Here is a 16,706-nt window from a genome sequence, read left to right on the forward strand (position 1 = left end):
CCCAGTGGCGGACATGCGCGCACGCTACGGCGTAATCAGGACATAACCCGCCCTGATGAATCGCTACACTGCGCGCATGACCCGGCCCACCACCCGCCTGCTCGCCGTACTGGAACTGCTGCAGAGCCGCGGCCGCGCCAGCGGGCCGGAACTGGCGCGGCAGGTGGGCGTGGACGGGCGCACCCTGCGCCGCTACATCGTGGCGCTGGAGGACCTGGGCATCCCCATCGCCACCGAGCGCGGGCGCCACGGCGCCTACGCGCTGGTGCCCGGCTTCAAGCTGCCGCCGCTGATGTTCGACGACGACGAGGCGCAGGCCCTCTCGCTGGGCCTGCTCGCCGCGCAGCGGCTGGGACTGGCGGGCGCGGCGCCGGCCGTGGCCGGCGCGCAGGCGAAGCTGGCGCGGGCGATGCCCGAGCGGCTGCGGAAGCGCGCGCTGGCGATCGCCGACACGGTGCAGCTTGATCTCCATCCGTCCGGCGCGGCGGGCGGCGACGACGCGCTGGCCACGCTCACTGCCGCCGCGCAGGAACGCCGCCGCGTGCGACTGGACTACACCGCTCCGCCGCAGCGGCGCAGCGAGCGCGAGGTCGATCCCTACGGCCTGGCCTGGCGCGCCGGCGCCTGGTACATGGTGGGCTGGTGCCACCTGCGCCGAGGCCTGCGCTCGTTCCGGCTGGACCGCATCGGCACGGTGTGGGCGCTGGACCAGCGCTTCCGGCGCCCGGACGGTTTCGACGCGCTGGCGCAGCTCAACGCCAGCATCGCCGGCATGCCGCGCCGCCACGCGGTGGAGGTGCTGCTGCGCGCCGACCTGGACACGGCGCGCCGCGCCTTCGCGCTGGACTTCGGCCTGCTCGAACCGGCCACCGGCGGCGTGCTGTTGCGCAGCAGCGCCGACGACCTGGGCTGGTTCGCACGCGAACTGGCGCGGCTGCCGTTCGCGTTCGAGATCCGCCGGCCGGCACCACTGCGCCACGCGCTGAAGCGGCACGCGGCGAAGCTGCAACGACTGGCCGGCTAGCGTCTCTCAGAGCCTGTTCAAGATCTCCCCGTGCTCGCGTTGCCTTGCCCTGGCCGCCCGGTGGGAGTGCGTGGCGCAGCGCCTGGCTGGCGGGCAGAGCCTGCCCCTGCGAAGGCAGGGGCCAAGCCGCGCGCTGCCGCGTGGCGGCCAGGGCAAGGCAACCCGGAGGGCCGGGTCTGTTGGCCCACAGACCGGCGTCATCACTCAGTCGTGGACGGACGTCCACGCCTTCCCTCTTCCTTGGTCTGCGCGCAAACAGCTCCCGGCGCGGGCCGCGGGGAGATCTTGAACAGGCTCTCACGCGGCACGCACCGCGACGTGCCTATACTCGTGGACACCACCTGCCCGGAGCCGCCCATGGGATTCCTGCAAGCCGCCCCGCAGTTGCCGCACCCTTACCGCAGCGACCGCCTGCTGCACGCGCTGCTCGACCGCGTCCTGCCCGCCGCGCGCCGCGCCGCGCTGGATGCCGACCTCGACGCGCTGGGCGACCATGCCCTGACGGCGTGGCATCGCGCCACCGCCGCCACGCGACGCAAGCCGGTGCTGACGCAGTGGGACGCCTGGGGGCGCCGGGTCGATCGCATCGAGCTGACCACCGCGTGGCAGGAAGGCCCCGGCGTCACCACCCGCCACGCGGTGCTCGCCAGCGGCCACGAGGCCCACGAGCACGCGCGGCTGGAGGAATTCGCGCGGGTCTACCTCTACCACCTGGCCAGCGAGTTCTACACCTGTCCGCTGGCGATGACCGACGGCGCGGCGACCGCGCTGAAGGCCTCAGGCAACCGGTCGTTGATCGAGCGCGCCCTGCCGCATTTCCTCAGCCGCGACCCGGCCTCGTTCTGGCTCAGCGGCCAGTGGATGACCGAGACGCATGGCGGTTCCGACGTGGGCCACACCGAGACCGTGGCGCGCCGGGACGTCGATGGCCAGTGGCGCCTGTACGGCCGCAAGTGGTTCAGCTCCGCCGTGGTGGGCGAGGCCGCGCTGGCGCTGGCGCGTCCGGAGGGCGCCGACGACGGCGCCGGCGCGCTGGCCCTGTTCTACGTCGAGACGATGGACGGGACGGAGCGCAAGCCGGAACTGGCCATCGACCGGCTGAAGGACAAGCTCGGCACGCACGAACTCCCCACCGCCGAGATCCACCTCGACGGCCTGCCCGCCTGGCCGCTCGGCGAGCTGGCGCACGGCGTGCGGCAGGTGGCGCCGATGCTCAACGTCACCCGCAGCTGGAACGCCGTCTGCGCCGTCGCCAGCATGGCGCGCGCGATCGCCCTGGCGCGCGACTACGCCACGCGGCGACAGGTGTTCGGCCGCCCGCTGGTCGAGCACCCGCTGCACGCGCGGACGCTGGCCGACCTGCAGGCCGAGTTCGAGGGCGCGTTCGCGCTGGCCTTCGAGGTGGCGCACCTGCTCGGACGGGTGGAACACGGCGCGGCCGCGCCGCACGAAGCCGCGCTGCTGCGCCTGCTGACGCCGCTGGCCAAGCTGTGGACCGGCAAGCTGGCCGTGGCCGTCTGCTCCGAGGCGCTGGAATGCTTCGGCGGCGCCGGCTACATCGAGGACACCGGCCTGCCCCAGCTGCTGCGCGACGCGCAGGTGTACGCGATCTGGGAAGGCACCACCAACGTGCTGTCGCTGGACAGCCTGCGCGCCCTGGCCGGCGACGGCCTCGGCGCGCTGCGCACGGCCGCCGCGGTCTGGCTGGACGGCAACGACGACATGCACGCGGCCGGCGCGGTCCGCCAGGCGCTGGACGCCGCCGCCCGCTGGCTGGACCGCCACGGCGCCGTGCGCGCCACGCAGGAGGCCGGCGCGCGCGGCCTCGCGCTCACCCTGGCGCGCTGCGCCGCGGCGGCGTTGCTGGCGCGACAGGCCGCGTGGGCCGCGACGCGCGGCGACCGGCGGCCCGCCGCCGCGCTGCGGCGCTTCGTCGAGCACGGCCTCGACCGGCTGGTCGCGCCCGGGACGGACGACACTGGGTTGCTGCTGGGCTGAACGTGCCGGCCTGTCCTCCACCCCAGCCGCCCGCCACGCTCGACCGGACGGTACGACCGGCCGCCATGGCGGCCGGCTGGGGTCGACCGGTCCGGCGGGATAGAATGCGCGCCTTCCCCTCACGCGGTTTCCGGCCATGCAGCACCTGACCATCGTCACCACCGGCGGCACCATCGACAAGATCTACTTCGACGACAAGTCGGACTACAAGATCGGCGCGCCGCAGATCGGCGAGATCCTCGGCCAGCTCGGCGTGGCCTTCCAGTTCGACGTGATCCCGATCCTGCGCAAGGACAGCCTGCACGTCACCGACGAGGACCGCGCGCTGATCCGCTCCACCATCGAGGCGCAGCCGCACCGCCACGTGCTGGTCACCCACGGCACCGACACCATGGTGGAGACCGCGAAGGTGCTGGCCGGCATTTCCGGCAAGGTGATCGTGCTCACCGGCGCGCTGAATCCCGCGCGCTTCCAGGGCTCGGACGCGGTGTTCAATATCGGCTGCGCGGTGGCCGCGGTGCAGACCCTGCCCGACGGCGTCTACATCACCATGAACGGCCGCGTGTGGGATCCGGCGAAGGTACGCAAGAACCGGGCGGAGAACCGCTTCGAGGAAGCGAAGGGCTGAGGTCTACCTTTCTTCCTCTCCCCCTGCGGGAGAGGGAGAAAACCGTCAAAGCATGCCGGTTTCCAGCTTGGCCGCGTCGGACATCATCGAATGGTTCCATGGCGGGTCGAACACCAGGTCGATATCGGCCTCGGCCACGGTGGGGATCATCTCCAGCTTGGTGCGCGCGTCGTCCACCAGGATGTCGCCCATGCCGCAACCGGGGGCGGTGAGGGTGAGCTTCACGTAGATCGTGCGCCGGCCGTCCTCGCGCTGCTCCAGGCTGAGGTCGTAGACCAGGCCCAGTTCCACCACGTTGATCGGGATCTCCGGGTCGAACACCGTGCGCAGCTGGTCCCAGGCCAGCTTCTCGACATCGGCGTCGGTGGCGTCGGCGGGCACCTCGATCGGCGGCGGGGGTTCCTTGCCCAGCGCATCGGCGTCGACGCCGGCGATGCGGAACAGGTTGCCTTCCACGTAGACGGTGAAGCTGCCGCCCAGGGCCTGGGTGATGTAGCCGATCTGCCCCGCGGGCAGGGTCACGCCCTCGCCCTGCGGCACCATGACCGCCGCGCAGTCGCGGGCCAGGGTGAAAGGTTCGCTGCTGAGACTGAAGCCGCTCATGCCGTCCTGCCAATGGGGAAAGCGGGCGGCCGCGAGGCGGCGGCCCGGTCGTCTATTATGCCGGCTGCGCGCGGCGCCGGCCCTGCTCCAGATCAGGCCGGCGCCGCCGCATATCAAGCCAGGTTGCCGCAGCGGGCGCCGCCGGCGCCACGCACGACCTAGAATGCCCCTTTGCCTGCAAGGAAACCGCGTGCCCTTCACCGCCCCGCTCCCCGCCCGTTCCGCGCCATGAGCGCGGGTGCGCTGTTCGGCGCCGTCTTCGCCGCCTTCTGCGCGGCCATGCTGGGCCTGGCCGCCGGCGCGGTATGGATGCTGCTGGTGGTGTTCCTGGGCCAGACGGCGCCCTGGCTGGCGCTGCCGGCGGGCGCTCTGCTGGGCCTGGCGATGCGCTTCTGGGTCTGCCCGCGGCAGCGCGCCGGCGCCGCCGTGCTGGCGGCCGCGGCCACGCTGCTGGCGGCGGGCTACGTCTGCGTGCTGATCGCCGCGGCGCGGATCGCCGGCAGCCTGGGCATCGGCCTGGTCGACGCGTTGCGCACCGCCGGCCCGGTCATGCTGCTGGCGCTGGCGCGGCTGGGGCTGGCGCCCGCCGCGCTGGCCTGGTTCGCGCTGGGCGCCGTGCTCGCCGCGCTGGTGGCGGCGCAGCGCGCGGTCAGGCGTCCAGCGCCTTGAGCTGCGCCACCAGCTCGCCCGCGGCGGCCTGACCGTCGCCGTACAGCATGCGGGTGTTGTCGGCGTAGAACAGCGCGTTCTCGATGCCGGCGAAGCCGGTGCCGCGGCCGCGCTTGATCACGATGACGTTCCTGGCCGCCGCCACGTCGAGGATCGGCATGCCGTAGATCGGCGAGGCCGGGTCGGTCTTGGCCATCGGGTTCACCACGTCGTTGGCGCCGATCACCAGCGCCACGTCGGTGGCGGGGAACTCGGGGTTGATGTCGTCCATGTCGGCGATCAGGTCGTACGGCACGCCGGCCTCGGCCAGCAGCACGTTCATGTGCCCGGGCATGCGGCCGGCCACCGGGTGGATCGCGAACCTCACCTTCACCCCGCGTTCGATCAGCAGCCTGGCGAACTCCCACACCTTGTGCTGCGCCTGCGCCACCGCCATGCCGTAGCCGGGGACGATGGCCACGCGCTCGGCGTAGGCCATCATCACCGCCGCGTCGGCGGCCTCGATCGGCTTCTGGCTGCCCGCGATCTCCTGCGCTGCGCCGCCCGCCGCGGCGCCGAAGCTGCCGAACAGCACGTTGCCCAGCGAACGGTTCATCGCCTTGGCCATCAGCTGGGTCAGCAGCGTGCCGGCGGCGCCCACCACCATGCCGGCGATGATCATCGCCTCGTTGCCCAGCACGAAGCCCTCGAACGCCACCGCCAGCCCGGTGAACGCGTTGTACAGCGAGATCACCACCGGCATGTCGGCGCCGCCGATCGGCAGCGTCATCATCAGGCCGAACAGCAGGGCCAGCACGAAGAACGCCGCGGTCGCCGGGACCGTCAGGTGGCCCGTCGCCAGCATCGCGCCGTGCACCAGCGCGAGCAGCAGGATCAACAGGTTGACCGCGCGCTGGCCGGGGAACACGAAGCGCCGGTCCATCCAGCCCTGCAGCTTGGCGAAGGCGACCAGTGAGCCGGAAAAGCTCACCGCGCCGATCAGCGCACCCAGCACGCCCAGCACCAGCTCCACCGGCGACAGCGGCGCCACCGCCGCGACCGGGTGCAGCGCGTCCAGCGCCCAGCTTTCCGGCCGCAGCGGCGCGGTGTCGGGCACCGCCACCGCGGCGCGGCGTGCGTGCGCCACCAGCTCGACCGCGCCGATCGCCGCCGCCGCGCCGCCGCCCATGCCGTTGTACAGCGCCACCATCTGCGGCATCGCGGTCATCGCCACGCGGCGGCCGCTCCACCAGGCCGCGGCCACGCCGATAACCACCGCGGCGAGGATCAGCCCCCGGTTGTGCATGTCCGGCAGCGCGAAGGTGGCCAGCACCGCCAGCAGCATGCCCACGCCCGCCCACACGATGCCGCCGCGCGCGGTGCGCGGCGAGCTCATGCGCTTCAGGCCCAGGATGAACAGCAGCGCGGCGATGAAATAGCAGGCACGCACCAGCGTGGGCAGCCAGCTCATGCCTGGTCCCCCGGCTTGCGGCTGGACTTGAACATCTCCAGCATGCGCTCGGTGACCACGTAGCCGCCGGCGGCGTTGCCCGCCCCCAGCAGCACGGCCACGAAGCCCAGCGCCGTCTCGAACGGCGTGCGCGCATGGCCCAGCGCTATCATGGCCCCCACCAGCACGATGCCGTGGACGAAATTGGAGCCGGACATCAGCGGCGTGTGCAGGATCACCGGCACCCGCGCGATGATCTCGTAGCCGGTGAACGCGGCCAGCATGAAGATGTACAGCGCCAGGAACCCGTCGAGCATGTGCTTCCCCCGCCTCGCAGCCGTGTCCGCCGCATCATACGGTAGATGGGATGCCCCGATCAGTTCCGGCGCGGAACCCCGCGCCGGCGGCGCCTCGGGGTCAACCTGCACCGGCCTGCCGCGTTGAACGGGACATCCAACCCGATGGGCCCCAGGGATGCGCAGCCGGACCATGCCGGGGACGACGCCATGAACGGCCTCGCCCCCACCTTCGACGAAGCGGCGCTGCTGGCCGGCGAAAGCCGGCCCGTCCCGGCCACGCTGGACGCGTTCCTGGCCCAGGTCGAACGGCGCGCCTTCCGCGTCGCCGAGCTGCACCTGGGCCACCGCGAGGACGCGCTGGATGCGGTGCAGGACGCCATGCTGCGGCTGGTGCGGCACTACCGCGACAAGCCGCCTGCCGAGTGGATGCCGCTGTTCTGGGGCATCCTGCGCCGCCGCGTGGTGGACCTGCAGCGCCGCCGCAAGGTGCGCTCCATCATGGTCGGCTGGCTCGGCGGCGGGGTCGACGAGAACGGCGACGAGCGTCCCGCCTGGGAGCCCGCCGACAACGCCCCCGGCCCGCTCGACCGCTTGCGCGACGCGCAGTCGTACGCCGACCTGGCGGCGGCGGTGCGCAAGCTTCCCCGGCGCCAGCGCGAGGCTTTCATCCTGCGCGTGCTGGAAGGCCTGGACGTGGCGGAAACCGCCCAGGCCATGGGCTGCTCCGAAGGCAGCGTGAAAACCCACCTGTCGCGCGCGATGCACAACCTGCGCGACCAACTGGAGGACTGGCGATGAACGACACGCCCGACCCGTCCCTCGAACTGCGCGCCCGCGCGCGCTACCGCGACGCCCTGCAGCGCCTGGACCCGGCCACCGCCGGCCGCCTGCGCGCCGCGCGCCGCACCGCGCTGGCCACGGCGCAGGCTCCCGCGCACCATCGCATGCGCACCCTGCTGCCGATCGGCGCGCTGGCCGCCGTCGCGCTGGCCGCGATGATGGTGTGGCAGCCGGCCGGCCGCGACGGTGCCCCCGTGCCGGCGGCCTCGGCGATCTCCACCAGCCCGGAAACCGCCAGCAGCGAACTGCCGCCCGACGCCGACGGCACCGATCCGAAGCTGTACCAGAACCTGGACTTCTACAGCTGGCTCGCCTCCACCCATCAGGCGCAGTCCGGGAGCACCTACTGAACCATGAGCGCGCGTTCCGTCCCGTTCCTGCTGGCGCTGATCCTGTCGTGCGGCCTGCCGTACGCGCTGCGTGCCCAGGCCGCGCCGCACCCCTGGCGCAGCCTCACCCCGGCGCAGCAGGACGTGCTGGCGCCGCTGCGCGACAAATGGGACAGCCTGCCGCCGCACCGGCAGGACCACCTGCTGCAGAAATCCGCGCGCTGGGTCAAGCTGCCGCCGCGCCGGCGCGAGGAAGTCCGCCAGCGCATCGAGCGCTGGCAGCGGATGACGCCCGCCCAGCGGGCCTCGGTGCGGCACGACGTGGAGCGCTTCCACCGCCTGCCGCCGGAACGCCAGCAGCAACTGCGCGCCGCCTTCGAGCGCTTCCAGCAGTTGCCGCCGCAGCAGCGCGAACGGCTGCTGCAGGAATGGCAGTCCAAGAGCCCCGCCGAACGGCGGCAGTGGCTGCACGACGCGGGCCCGCGCGGGGCGGTGCCGCCGCCGAGCATGCGGCCGTTCGGGAAGCCGGGACGCCCCTGAGAGCCTGTTCACGATCTCCGAGTACCTCGCGTTGGCCCACAGGCCGACGTCATCGCTCGGTCGTGGACGGACGCCCACTCCCTCGCTCTTCCCTGGCCTGCGCGCAAACAGCTCCCCCGGCGTGGGGGCACTTGGAGATCGTGAGCAGACTCAGGGAGCCGCGCGCCGCGCCGCCCGGGCGCGGGCTCAGCCCTGGAACACCCTCTCCCCCGCCCGCACCACGCAGCTCTTCGCCACCAGCTCGTCGCCGAAGTCCGGCTGCAGGGCGCCGTCCTCCAGCAGCAGCTCGACGAAGTTGCGCAGGTTGCGCGCGTACATCTCCGAGGCGTGCAGCGGCGCGCCGGCGGGCAGGTTGAGCGGCCCCAGCACGACCACGCCGCCGTGCTCCACGCGCTCGCCCGGCCGGGTCAGCTCGCAGTTGCCGCCGCCCTCGGCGGCCAGGTCCACGATCAGCGCGCCGGCCTTCATGCCTTCCACCATCGTGGCGGCGAGGATCCTGGGCGCGGGGCGCCCGGGCACCGCGGCGGTGGTCACCACCACGTCGAACGACTTCAGCCGCTCGGCCAGGGCCTGCTGCTGCGCGGCGCGCTCCTCGGCGGAAAGCTCCCGCGCGTAGCCGCCGCTGCCGGCGGCGCTGACGCCGAGGTCGAGGAACTTTGCGCCCAGCGACTCCACCTGCTCGCGCGTCTCCGGGCGCACGTCGTAGCCTTCCACCTGCGCCCCCAGCCGGCGCGCGGTGGCGATGGCCTGCAGGCCGGCCACGCCGGCGCCGATCACCAGCACCTTCGACGGGCGGATGGTGCCCGCCGCGGTGGTCAGCATGGGAAAGAACTTCGGGCAGGCCTCGGCCGCGACCAGCATGGCGCGGTAGCCCGCCACCGCGGCCTGCGAGCTGAGCACGTCCATCGCCTGGGCGCGGGTGGTGCGCGGCAGCAGCTCCAGCGCGAAGGCGGTGAGCCGGCGCGCCGCCAGCGCGTCGAGGCGGGCGCCGGCGCCGTAGGGACGCAGCTGGCCGACCACCATGGCGCCCTCGCGCAGCTTCGCGAACACCGCATCGTCCGGCGGCAGCACGCAGGCCAGCAGGTCGGCCTGCGCCAGCACCGCGCCGGCATCGGCGAATTCCACCCCGACGTAGCTGGCGTCGGGGAAGCCCGCGGCCGCGCCGGCGCCGCGTTCCAGCAGCACGCGCAGGCCCTGCTCGCACCACTTCCGCGCCACCTCGGGCGTGATCGCCACGCGTCGCTCGTCGGCGGCGGTTTCGCGCAATGCGGCCACGGTGATCGGCATCGTGCATCCCCTGCGGATTGGTTTCCCCATCGTAGCAGGCAGCCGCCGGAGGCGGACGCGGGCGGCGCCGGCTTGCCGCGCGGGCGCGTGCCGGGAGTAGACTGGCCCGCCGGCCGGCGTTCGGGCCGAGGTCGCGGGGGTGGCAACCGGAGACCGCGCTACCGATGACCGAGACCGCCGAAACCCTGCTGCGCGAAGCGCGCCTGGCGCGCGAACGCGCCTATGCCCCCTACTCGCATTTCGCCGTCGGCGCCGTACTGCTGGCGCGCGACGGCCGCCGCTTCGCCGGCTGCAACGTGGAGAACGCCGCCTACGGGCTGTGCAACTGCGCCGAGCGCACCGCGCTGTTCTCCGCCATCGCCGCCGGCTGCGCGCCGCGCGACTTCGCGGCGCTGGCGGTGACCGCCGACACCCCCGCGCCGGTCAGCCCCTGCGGCGCCTGCCGCCAGGTGCTGGCCGAGCTGTGCGACGCGGACATGCCGGTATGGCTGGGCAACCTCGCCGGCGCGGTGCGCGAGACCAGCGTGGCGGCGCTGCTGCCCGGCGCGTTCACGCTGGAGGCGGTGCGGTGACCGGCCGGTTACCATGACCGCTCCCCATACGCAGCTTTCCCCCATGTCCGCACCGCTCGAACTGCTGCAACAACGCCACTCCGTCCCATCCCGCCAGCTCGGCGAACCGGCGCCCGACGACGCCACCCTGCGCGCGCTGCTGCAGGCGGCGATCCGCGTGCCCGACCACGGCAAGCTGGTGCCGTTCCGGCTGGTCGAGCTGCGCGGCGAGGCCAAGCTGCGCTTCGGCGAGAAGCTGGCCGCGCGCGCCATCGCGCGCGACCCCGGACTGCCCGAATCCAAGCGCGAGAAGGAACGCCTGCGCTACACCTTCGCGCCGCGGGTGATCGTGGTGGTGGCGCGACTGCACCCGGAAAGCTCGGTGCCGGAGATCGAGCAGCTGCTGTGCGCCGGCAACGTGGCCTACAACCTGCTGCTCGGCGCGCACGCGCTGGGCTACGGCGCGCAATGGCTTACCGGCTGGGCCGCCTACGACGGCGAAGCCGCGCGCATCCTCGGCCTGGCGGAGAACGAGCGCGTGGTCGGCTTCGTGCACCTCGGCACCCCGCAGATCGAGGTGCCCGACCGCGACCGTCCCGCGCTGGACGGACTGCTGACGACATGGACGCCGTGAGCGCCAGCGGCCAGCCGGGCACGCGGGCGTCCGCCGCCCACCTGGTCGACGGCAGCCTGTACGTGTTCCGCGCCTGGCACTCGATGCCGGACGAGTTCCGCGACGCCGAGGGCCGCCCGGTCAACGCCGTGCACGGCTTCGCGCGCTTCCTGTGCGAGCTGCTGGAGCGGGCGCGGCCCGAGCGCGTGGCGGTGGCCTTCGACGCCTCGCTTACCACCTCGTTCCGCAACGCGATCTACCCGGCCTACAAGGCCAACCGCGAGCTGCCGCCGCCCGAGCTGGAGCACCAGTTCGTGCTGTGCCGCGAAGTGGCCGCGGCACTGGGCGTGACGGTGCTGATCGACCACAGCTACGAGGCCGACGACCTGATCGGCAGCGCGCTGTGGAGCCTGCGCGGGCACGGCGTGCCCAGCGTGATCGTCTCCGCCGACAAGGACTTCGGCCAGTTGCTGGGCGAGCACGACGAGCAGTGGGACTACGCGCGCAACCTGCGCTGGGGCCCCGCCGGCGTGCACGAGAAGCTGGGTGTGCATCCGCACCAGCTGGCCGACTACCTGGCCCTGTGCGGCGACGCGGTGGACAACATCCCCGGCGTGCCCGGCATCGGCGCCAAGACCGCCGCCGCCCTGCTCGCCCACTTCGGCAGCCTCGACGCGCTGCTCGAGCGCGTGGACGAGGTGGCCTTCCTGCGCCTGCGCGGCGCCGCCGCCTGCGCCGCGCGCCTGCGCGAGCACGCCGAGGCCGCGCGGCTGTACCGCCGCCTCACCCGCATCGCGCTGGACGCGCCGGTGCAGGAGCACGTCGACGCGCTGCGCCGCCGGCGCGTGGACGAGGCCCGGCTCGAGGACCTGTGCGGCCGCCTGCGCTTCGGTCCGCTGACGCGGGCGCGGATGAAGGCCCTGCTGATCGCGGCCTGATGTCCCGGGCGACGCGCGCCAGCTAGCATCCACGCCATGCAGGGCGTCCCCGGCCAGTTCGACCATCCTTCCGATTCGGCGCAGTTCCGGCACCCGCCGCACCGCGCCGGGGTCGAACTGTACCGCGCGCACATCGTGCGGCATGCCTTCGAGCTGCACTGCCACGACGGCTTCGGCCTGGGCGCGATCGAATCGGGCGTGGAGCGCTTCCGCTACCGCGGCGGCCAGCACCTGGCGCCGCCCGACTCGCTGGTGACGATGAACGCCGGCGAGCTGCACACCGGCCGCGCCGAGACCGAGGATGGCTGGCACTACCGCATGATCTACATCGACCCCGCGCTGGTGGCTCAGATCACCGGCGAGCCGGGCTGGTGGTTCGACCGGCCGGTGGGCATGGACGCGGCCGGCGCCCGCGCGGCCACCGCCCTGCTCGACGCGCTGTGGCGGGCCGACGAGCCGCTGGCGTTCGACAGCCTGCTGTCGCGCCTGCTCGATCGCTTCCGCGCCCACGCCCGCGTGCCGCGCCCGGCGCCGGCGCAGGCGCCGGTCCGCTTCGCCCCCGTGCTCGACTACCTGCACGCGCACCTGGCCGAGCGCCTCAGCCTCGACCAGCTGGCCGCCGTAGCCGGGCTCAGCCCGTTCCACTTCCTGCGCCAGTTCCGCGCGCAGCACCACGCCACGCCGCAGCAGTGGCTGATGGCGCTGCGGCTGTCCCGCGCCAAGCGCCTGCTCGACGCCGGCGAACCGCCGGCGCGGGTGGCGGTGGATGTCGGCCTCAGCGACCAGGCGCACCTCACCCGGGCGTTCGCGCGCCGCTACGGCGTGACGCCGGCGCGCTACCAGCGCCAGGTCCTGCGCTGACCGCAATCCGGTACAAGACGCCGGCCGCGCGGGTCGCCATGCTGCGCCCATGTTGAACGGCATCCTCTACGCGCTCGCGGCCGGCCTGATGTGGGGCCTGGTGTTCGTCGCCCCGCTGCTGCTGCCCGGCTACCCCGCCGCGCTGCTGTCGGTGGGGCGCTACCTCGCCTTCGGCCTGATCGCGCTGCCGCTGGCCTGGCTGGACCGCGCCGCGCTGGCGCGGCTGGGACGTGCCGACTGGATCGAGGCGCTGAAGCTGGCCGCCGTGGGCAACCTGCTCTACTACCTGTGCCTGGCCGGCGCTATCCAGCTGGCCGGGGCACCGCTGCCCACGATGGTCATCGGCACGCTGCCGGTGGTGATCGCGATCAGCGCCAACCTGCGCGACGCGCGCCGCGACGGCCGCCTGCCCTGGCGGCGGCTGGCGCCCTCGCTGGCGCTGATCGCCGCCGGCGTCGCCTGCGTCGACCGCAGCGAACTGACGGCGCTGGGCGACACCGCCGCCGACCTGCACCGCCTCGCGCGCGGCTTCCTGCTGGCCTGCGCCGCGGTGGCCTGCTGGACCTGGTATCCGCTGCGCAACGCCGACTGGCTGCGCCGCCATCCCGGACGCAGCCCGCGCGCCTGGGCCACCGCACAGGGCGTGGCCACGCTGCCGCTGGCGGCGACCGGGTACCTGCTGCTGTGGTGGTTCGCGCCGACCGGCGCACATGCCTTCGCGCTGCCGCTGGGACCGCAGCCGCTGCGCTTCGCGGCGCTGATGGCGGCGATCGGCCTGTTCGCCTCCTGGCTGGGCACCGCGTGCTGGAACGCAGCCAGCCAGCGCCTGCCCTCGGCGCTGGCCGGCCAACTGATCGTGTTCGAGACGCTGGCCGCGCTGGGCTATGCCTACGCGCTGCGCGGCCACGCGCCCGCACCGCTGGCCCTGCTCGGCATCGCCCTGCTGGTGACCGGAGTGGCGCGGGCGGCGCGGGTGCGGCCGGTGCCGCTGGCGTAGGCCGTCGCGCTTGTCGATGCCATGTCGCCGCGGCACCATGCAGCGTCCATCCCCACGCACGCCCGCCGATGCCTTCCAGCCGCACTGCCCTTCCCGCCGACGCCGACGCCCCCGAGGAAACGCTCTACGCGGGCCGCTGGCTCAGCCTGCTCCGTCGCGGGCGCTGGGAGTACGCGCAGCGCAACAACCCGGGCGGCGCGGCGATCATCGTGGCGGTGACGCCCGACGACCGCGTGCTGTTCGTGGAGCAGTACCGCGTGGCGATCCGCCAGCGCACCATCGAGATGCCGGCCGGGCTGGTGGGCGACCTCGCCGGGCAGGAAGACGAAGGCGTGCTGCTGGCCGCCCGGCGCGAGCTGGAGGAGGAGACCGGCTGGCGCTGCGCCCGCGCGGTCCTGCTCCACCAGGGCCCGTCCTCGGCCGGCATGAGCACCGAGATGATCGCTTTCGTGCGCGCCTTCGACCTGACGAAGGTCGGCCCCGGCGGCGGCGACGCCAGCGAGAACATCGTGGTGCACGAGGTGCCGCGCGCCGGCGCGAGCGCATGGCTGTTCGCCCGCGCCGCCGAGAGCTACTCGATCGACCCCAAGCTGTTCGCGGGGCTGTGGCTGCTGGAGCACGGCGAGGCCTGAGCTTCGCGGATCCCGGCCGCACCGCACGGCCGGGTGCCCGCCCCCTCGGGGCCTGTTCACAACCCGCCTGCCGGACAGCCCCCGTCGTTTCTTTTCCAGGCAAACAGGAAATCCGGCTGGACAACCGATGACAGCCCCCGGCTCGTCATCCCGGCGCAGGCCATTTGTCCGGAACAGTGGTTGATGCCGGTCAAGAGCTTGCACCGAAGATCGGCAAACAGCGTGCGGGGAAGACCACCGGCGGCCTCGAAGGGAGAGCGAAGAAAGCTCCCTCCCCTGCGCGCAGGGGAGGGCTGGGGAGGGGTGCTTTTGGCTTGAAAGCCAAAGCGTTACCCCTCCCAACCTCCCCCTGCGCGCAGGGGGAGGAGCTCATCCAGCGGCAGGAAATAGTCCGGACAGCCGTGGGCGCAGGCCGGGATCCAGTAGCCGTAGGATCGTCAACAGACTCTAAAGCCCGCGCCCGGGCGGCCGATACAGGAGCCGACGTCGCCATGCGACCTGACTCTCGGACCGCCCATGAAGACCCTGCTCGCCTCCGCCCTGCTGCTGCTCGCGCCGCTGGGTGCGCACGCCGCCTGCTCCGCCAACGATTTCAAGATCCAGGACTTCAAGATCAAACCGGTGTCCGGCGGCTTCGGCCCGCGGATCAGCCTCAGCGGCGAACTGGTGAACAACTGCGGCGCGGCCGCCGCCGCGCAGGTCCGCATCGTGGCCAAGGACGCCAGCGGCAACGTGCTGGCCAGCAAGCAGGGCTGGCCGGCCGGCACCTCGAACATCTCGCCGGGGCAATCGGTGAACTTCGACCTGGGCCGGCTGTTCCGCTACCAGCCGAGCATGGAGTCCTTCACGGCCAGCGTGAGCGACGTCCGCACCTGGTGAGCCGCGCTCCCGGGCTTCGCCGCAGGGCCCCGCGAGGGGCCCTTTTTTTGTGCCTCAGTGCAGCGCGAACAGCCGGTCGAACCCGGCCACGCGCAGCGTGCCGCGCAGCGCGCTGTCGACGTTGACGATGCGGATCTCGGCGCGGTCGCCGCCGGCGTGCTCGCGCAGCAGCAGCAGCATGCCCAGCGCGGAGCTGTCCATGCGGGCGACCTCGCCCAGGTCGACCACGTAGCTGCGCGCGGGCCGCACGGCGCCGAGGCAGGCCTCGTGGAAGTCGCGGTGGACACTGAAATCGAAGCGCTCGCCGAGCTGCAGGGTCAGGCAATCGGTTTCGCTGTCGTGATGGGCGGTGATGCTCATGGCTTGACTCCGGTGGCGGTCGCGCGGCCGTGCACGGGCCGCGGGTTCAGAACAGCTCGATCTCGCCGGCGTCCATCGAGCTCTGCAGCGCCGGGCCGCGCGAGCGCAGCCGCGCCTTCTCGCGCTGCACCGCCAGCCGGTTGCGCACGCGCCCGGCGTGCTCGGCCAGCACGCCGGCGTCGATCGGCCCGCAGGCCAGCGTCTCGATGTCGCGCGTGCACTCGGCGGTGATGTCCTGCAGCTCCACCAGCCGCGTACGGGTCTGGTTGATCAGCTGGCTGAGGATGTCCTCGAACTGCAGCGAGCGGATGGTGGTGGAAACGTCGCTGCCGAGGCCGCGGTTGATCTCCACCACCTGGTCGGCGACTTCGCTGGCGCGGGCGTTGCTGCGGGTGACGTGCTCCATCATCGCGTCGATGCCGCCCTTGGCGGACAGCGCCACGTTGAGGTCCTGCGCGGCCAGCGCCCCGACCAGGCCGCGCAGCTGCTCCATCGAGGCGCGCGCGCGCTCGACGTGGCTGCCGATCTGCTCGTTGAACTGGTTGGAATGGCTGGCCAGGTTGCGGATCTCGCCGGCCACCACCGCGAAGCCGCGCCCCGCCTCGCCCGCGCGCGCCGCCTCGATGGCCGCGTTCAACGCCAGCAGGTTGGTTTCCTCGGCGATGGTGTTGACGTTCCTCAGCAGGCCGAACACCGCGTCCATCTCCTTCGCGGTGCCGTCGATGCGGTAGACGATGCGCAGGCTCTCGCGCGAGAGCTGCACGATCAGCCCCACGAAGTGTTCCAGCAGGTCGCCGGTGCGCGCGGCGAAATCCTGCATCGAGACGCCGTCGCGCTGCGCGTCGATGATCTGCTTCAGCAGCGATTGCTGCTGGCCGGTCTTGCGCGACAGGCCGTCGAAGCCGCCGCCCAGCTCGGAGACCGCGTCGCGCAGCAGGTCCAGCGCCTGGTGCAGCTCGCGCGCGGCGTGACCGAGCTCGTCCACCAGCGCGCCGCGCACGTCGTCCAGCGCCTCGCGCACCGGTTCGTGGTCGGGCACCGGCGCATCCGCATGGGCGGCCGCGCCGAGCCGGTGCGCCTCGACGATCCACGCGGCGGTCACCGCGACCAGCAGCAGCGGCGCCAGCCAGGCCGGGTGCCAGAACAGGGCGGTCGCCAGAGCCAGCGCACTGGCGCCGAAACCGAGCGGATGGCGGACGACGGGAAGACGGGCGAAAGACATGGCGGTT

The 16,706-nt window shown here is 73.1% G+C and carries 20 protein-coding genes; 14 read left to right on the top strand and 6 right to left on the bottom strand.

Annotation, left to right across the window (positions count from 1 at the left end; genetic code table 11):
- The first annotated feature begins 55 nt into the window (after positions 1 to 55).
- The 3 genes from QMK61_RS16230 (at position 56) to QMK61_RS16240 (ending at position 3,650) form a co-directional block, all read left to right on the top strand.
- Positions 56 to 1,024 carry a YafY family protein gene (locus tag QMK61_RS16230; RefSeq protein WP_302073278.1) on the top strand — a complete coding sequence of 323 codons (969 nt, stop codon included), beginning with the start codon at positions 56 to 58 and terminating at the stop codon, positions 1,022 to 1,024.
- 357 nt (positions 1,025 to 1,381) lie between these two features.
- Positions 1,382 to 3,022: an acyl-CoA dehydrogenase family protein gene (locus QMK61_RS16235; RefSeq protein WP_302073279.1), complete on the top strand. Its 1,641-nt coding sequence runs from the start codon at positions 1,382 to 1,384 to the stop codon at positions 3,020 to 3,022.
- Between the two features lie 136 nt (positions 3,023 to 3,158).
- On the top strand, positions 3,159 to 3,650 hold the full coding sequence (locus QMK61_RS16240) for an asparaginase domain-containing protein (RefSeq protein WP_302073280.1): 492 nt from the start codon (positions 3,159 to 3,161) through the stop codon (positions 3,648 to 3,650).
- 45 nt (positions 3,651 to 3,695) lie between these two features.
- Here the strand turns inward: QMK61_RS16240 and sufT are convergent, their stop codons facing one another.
- Entirely contained in the window at positions 3,696 to 4,253 is a 558-nt protein-coding gene (gene sufT, locus QMK61_RS16245) for a putative Fe-S cluster assembly protein SufT (RefSeq protein ID WP_302073282.1), read from the bottom strand.
- 228 nt (positions 4,254 to 4,481) lie between these two features.
- On the opposite strand from sufT, the gene QMK61_RS16250 reads away from it, so the two are divergent.
- On the top strand, positions 4,482 to 4,922 hold the full coding sequence (locus QMK61_RS16250; RefSeq protein WP_302073283.1) for a hypothetical protein: 441 nt from the start codon (positions 4,482 to 4,484) through the stop codon (positions 4,920 to 4,922).
- Here the strand turns inward: QMK61_RS16250 and QMK61_RS16255 are convergent.
- On the bottom strand, positions 4,903 to 6,372 hold the full coding sequence (locus QMK61_RS16255; RefSeq protein ID WP_302073284.1) for an NAD(P)(+) transhydrogenase (Re/Si-specific) subunit beta: 1,470 nt from the start codon (positions 6,370 to 6,372) through the stop codon (positions 4,903 to 4,905). The genes QMK61_RS16250 and QMK61_RS16255 overlap by 20 nt on opposite strands.
- Complete coding sequence (locus QMK61_RS16260; RefSeq protein ID WP_302073285.1) at positions 6,369 to 6,668, bottom strand: NAD(P) transhydrogenase subunit alpha; 300 nt, start codon at positions 6,666 to 6,668, stop codon at positions 6,369 to 6,371. The genes QMK61_RS16255 and QMK61_RS16260 overlap by 4 nt, the downstream gene beginning before the upstream one ends.
- Before the next feature lie 189 nt (positions 6,669 to 6,857).
- On the opposite strand from QMK61_RS16260, the gene QMK61_RS16265 reads away from it, so the two are divergent.
- The 3 genes from QMK61_RS16265 to QMK61_RS16275 are packed head-to-tail and all read left to right on the top strand — an operon-like array spanning position 6,858 to position 8,359.
- A complete protein-coding gene (locus tag QMK61_RS16265) occupies positions 6,858 to 7,448 on the top strand; it encodes an RNA polymerase sigma factor (RefSeq protein WP_302073286.1) in 591 nt (196 codons plus the stop codon).
- A complete protein-coding gene (locus tag QMK61_RS16270; RefSeq protein ID WP_302073287.1) occupies positions 7,445 to 7,840 on the top strand; it encodes a hypothetical protein in 396 nt (131 codons plus the stop codon). Before QMK61_RS16265 ends, QMK61_RS16270 begins: the two co-directional genes overlap by 4 nt.
- Positions 7,841 to 7,843: 3 nt before the next feature.
- On the top strand, positions 7,844 to 8,359 hold the full coding sequence (locus QMK61_RS16275) for a DUF3106 domain-containing protein (protein ID WP_302073288.1): 516 nt from the start codon (positions 7,844 to 7,846) through the stop codon (positions 8,357 to 8,359).
- A 186-nt stretch (positions 8,360 to 8,545) separates the two neighbouring features.
- Here QMK61_RS16275 and QMK61_RS16280 read toward each other — a convergent pair whose 3' ends face one another.
- Positions 8,546 to 9,646 carry an NAD(P) transhydrogenase subunit alpha gene (locus QMK61_RS16280; RefSeq protein ID WP_302073289.1) on the bottom strand — a complete coding sequence of 367 codons (1,101 nt, stop codon included), beginning with the start codon at positions 9,644 to 9,646 and terminating at the stop codon, positions 8,546 to 8,548.
- Between the two features lie 164 nt (positions 9,647 to 9,810).
- Here QMK61_RS16280 and cdd point away from each other — a divergent pair, with 164 nt between their 5' ends.
- From cdd to QMK61_RS16315, 7 genes are all read left to right on the top strand, one after another.
- Positions 9,811 to 10,218: a cytidine deaminase gene (cdd, locus tag QMK61_RS16285; RefSeq protein WP_302073290.1), complete on the top strand. Its 408-nt coding sequence runs from the start codon at positions 9,811 to 9,813 to the stop codon at positions 10,216 to 10,218.
- Between the two features lie 43 nt (positions 10,219 to 10,261).
- A complete protein-coding gene (locus tag QMK61_RS16290; RefSeq protein WP_302073291.1) occupies positions 10,262 to 10,831 on the top strand; it encodes a nitroreductase in 570 nt (189 codons plus the stop codon).
- Entirely contained in the window at positions 10,819 to 11,748 is a 930-nt protein-coding gene (locus QMK61_RS16295; protein WP_302073292.1) for a 5'-3' exonuclease H3TH domain-containing protein, read from the top strand. Before QMK61_RS16290 ends, QMK61_RS16295 begins: the two co-directional genes overlap by 13 nt.
- Before the next feature lie 36 nt (positions 11,749 to 11,784).
- Entirely contained in the window at positions 11,785 to 12,609 is an 825-nt protein-coding gene (locus tag QMK61_RS16300) for an AraC family transcriptional regulator (RefSeq protein WP_302073293.1), read from the top strand.
- Between the two features lie 49 nt (positions 12,610 to 12,658).
- Entirely contained in the window at positions 12,659 to 13,606 is a 948-nt protein-coding gene (locus tag QMK61_RS16305) for a DMT family transporter (protein ID WP_302073294.1), read from the top strand.
- Positions 13,607 to 13,674: 68 nt separating this feature from the next.
- The gene (locus QMK61_RS16310; protein ID WP_302073295.1) at positions 13,675 to 14,238 is read left to right on the top strand and encodes an NUDIX hydrolase; all 564 of its coding nucleotides are present in this window, start codon (positions 13,675 to 13,677) and stop codon (positions 14,236 to 14,238) included.
- 516 nt (positions 14,239 to 14,754) lie between these two features.
- Positions 14,755 to 15,117: a hypothetical protein gene (locus QMK61_RS16315; protein WP_302073296.1), complete on the top strand. Its 363-nt coding sequence runs from the start codon at positions 14,755 to 14,757 to the stop codon at positions 15,115 to 15,117.
- Between the two features lie 54 nt (positions 15,118 to 15,171).
- Here QMK61_RS16315 and QMK61_RS16320 read toward each other — a convergent pair whose 3' ends face one another.
- Positions 15,172 to 15,477, bottom strand: coding sequence for an STAS domain-containing protein (locus tag QMK61_RS16320; protein ID WP_302073297.1), 306 nt, complete (start codon positions 15,475 to 15,477; stop codon positions 15,172 to 15,174).
- 46 nt (positions 15,478 to 15,523) lie between these two features.
- Positions 15,524 to 16,699 carry a methyl-accepting chemotaxis protein gene (locus tag QMK61_RS16325; protein ID WP_302073298.1) on the bottom strand — a complete coding sequence of 392 codons (1,176 nt, stop codon included), beginning with the start codon at positions 16,697 to 16,699 and terminating at the stop codon, positions 15,524 to 15,526.
- Between the last annotated feature and the right edge of the window lie 7 nt (positions 16,700 to 16,706).

The sequence above is a fragment of the Fulvimonas sp. R45 genome (genome assembly GCF_030504985.1).
Lineage (GTDB): Bacteria > Pseudomonadota > Gammaproteobacteria > Xanthomonadales > Rhodanobacteraceae > Rhodanobacter_A.

Excerpts from the sequence above, each read along its gene's own strand:
- QMK61_RS16290 (WP_302073291.1), top strand. The coding sequence starts at position 10,262 with ATGTCCGCACCGCTCGAACTGCTGCAACAACGCCACTCCGTCCCATCC.
- QMK61_RS16325 (WP_302073298.1), bottom strand. The coding sequence starts at position 16,699 with ATGTCTTTCGCCCGTCTTCCCGTCGTCCGCCATCCGCTCGGTTTCGGC.
- QMK61_RS16315 (WP_302073296.1), top strand. The coding sequence starts at position 14,755 with ATGAAGACCCTGCTCGCCTCCGCCCTGCTGCTGCTCGCGCCGCTGGGT.
- QMK61_RS16265 (WP_302073286.1), top strand. The coding sequence starts at position 6,858 with ATGAACGGCCTCGCCCCCACCTTCGACGAAGCGGCGCTGCTGGCCGGC.
- QMK61_RS16305 (WP_302073294.1), top strand. The coding sequence starts at position 12,659 with ATGTTGAACGGCATCCTCTACGCGCTCGCGGCCGGCCTGATGTGGGGC.
- QMK61_RS16260 (WP_302073285.1), bottom strand. The coding sequence starts at position 6,668 with ATGCTCGACGGGTTCCTGGCGCTGTACATCTTCATGCTGGCCGCGTTC.
- QMK61_RS16255 (WP_302073284.1), bottom strand. The coding sequence starts at position 6,372 with ATGAGCTGGCTGCCCACGCTGGTGCGTGCCTGCTATTTCATCGCCGCG.
- sufT (WP_302073282.1), bottom strand. The coding sequence starts at position 4,253 with ATGAGCGGCTTCAGTCTCAGCAGCGAACCTTTCACCCTGGCCCGCGAC.
- QMK61_RS16275 (WP_302073288.1), top strand. The coding sequence starts at position 7,844 with ATGAGCGCGCGTTCCGTCCCGTTCCTGCTGGCGCTGATCCTGTCGTGC.
- QMK61_RS16295 (WP_302073292.1), top strand. The coding sequence starts at position 10,819 with ATGGACGCCGTGAGCGCCAGCGGCCAGCCGGGCACGCGGGCGTCCGCC.
- cdd (WP_302073290.1), top strand. The coding sequence starts at position 9,811 with ATGACCGAGACCGCCGAAACCCTGCTGCGCGAAGCGCGCCTGGCGCGC.
- QMK61_RS16240 (WP_302073280.1), top strand. The coding sequence starts at position 3,159 with ATGCAGCACCTGACCATCGTCACCACCGGCGGCACCATCGACAAGATC.
- QMK61_RS16310 (WP_302073295.1), top strand. The coding sequence starts at position 13,675 with ATGCCTTCCAGCCGCACTGCCCTTCCCGCCGACGCCGACGCCCCCGAG.
- QMK61_RS16280 (WP_302073289.1), bottom strand. The coding sequence starts at position 9,646 with ATGCCGATCACCGTGGCCGCATTGCGCGAAACCGCCGCCGACGAGCGA.
- QMK61_RS16235 (WP_302073279.1), top strand. The coding sequence starts at position 1,382 with ATGGGATTCCTGCAAGCCGCCCCGCAGTTGCCGCACCCTTACCGCAGC.
- QMK61_RS16320 (WP_302073297.1), bottom strand. The coding sequence starts at position 15,477 with ATGAGCATCACCGCCCATCACGACAGCGAAACCGATTGCCTGACCCTG.
- QMK61_RS16250 (WP_302073283.1), top strand. The coding sequence starts at position 4,482 with ATGAGCGCGGGTGCGCTGTTCGGCGCCGTCTTCGCCGCCTTCTGCGCG.
- QMK61_RS16300 (WP_302073293.1), top strand. The coding sequence starts at position 11,785 with ATGCAGGGCGTCCCCGGCCAGTTCGACCATCCTTCCGATTCGGCGCAG.
- QMK61_RS16270 (WP_302073287.1), top strand. The coding sequence starts at position 7,445 with ATGAACGACACGCCCGACCCGTCCCTCGAACTGCGCGCCCGCGCGCGC.
- QMK61_RS16230 (WP_302073278.1), top strand. The coding sequence starts at position 56 with ATGAATCGCTACACTGCGCGCATGACCCGGCCCACCACCCGCCTGCTC.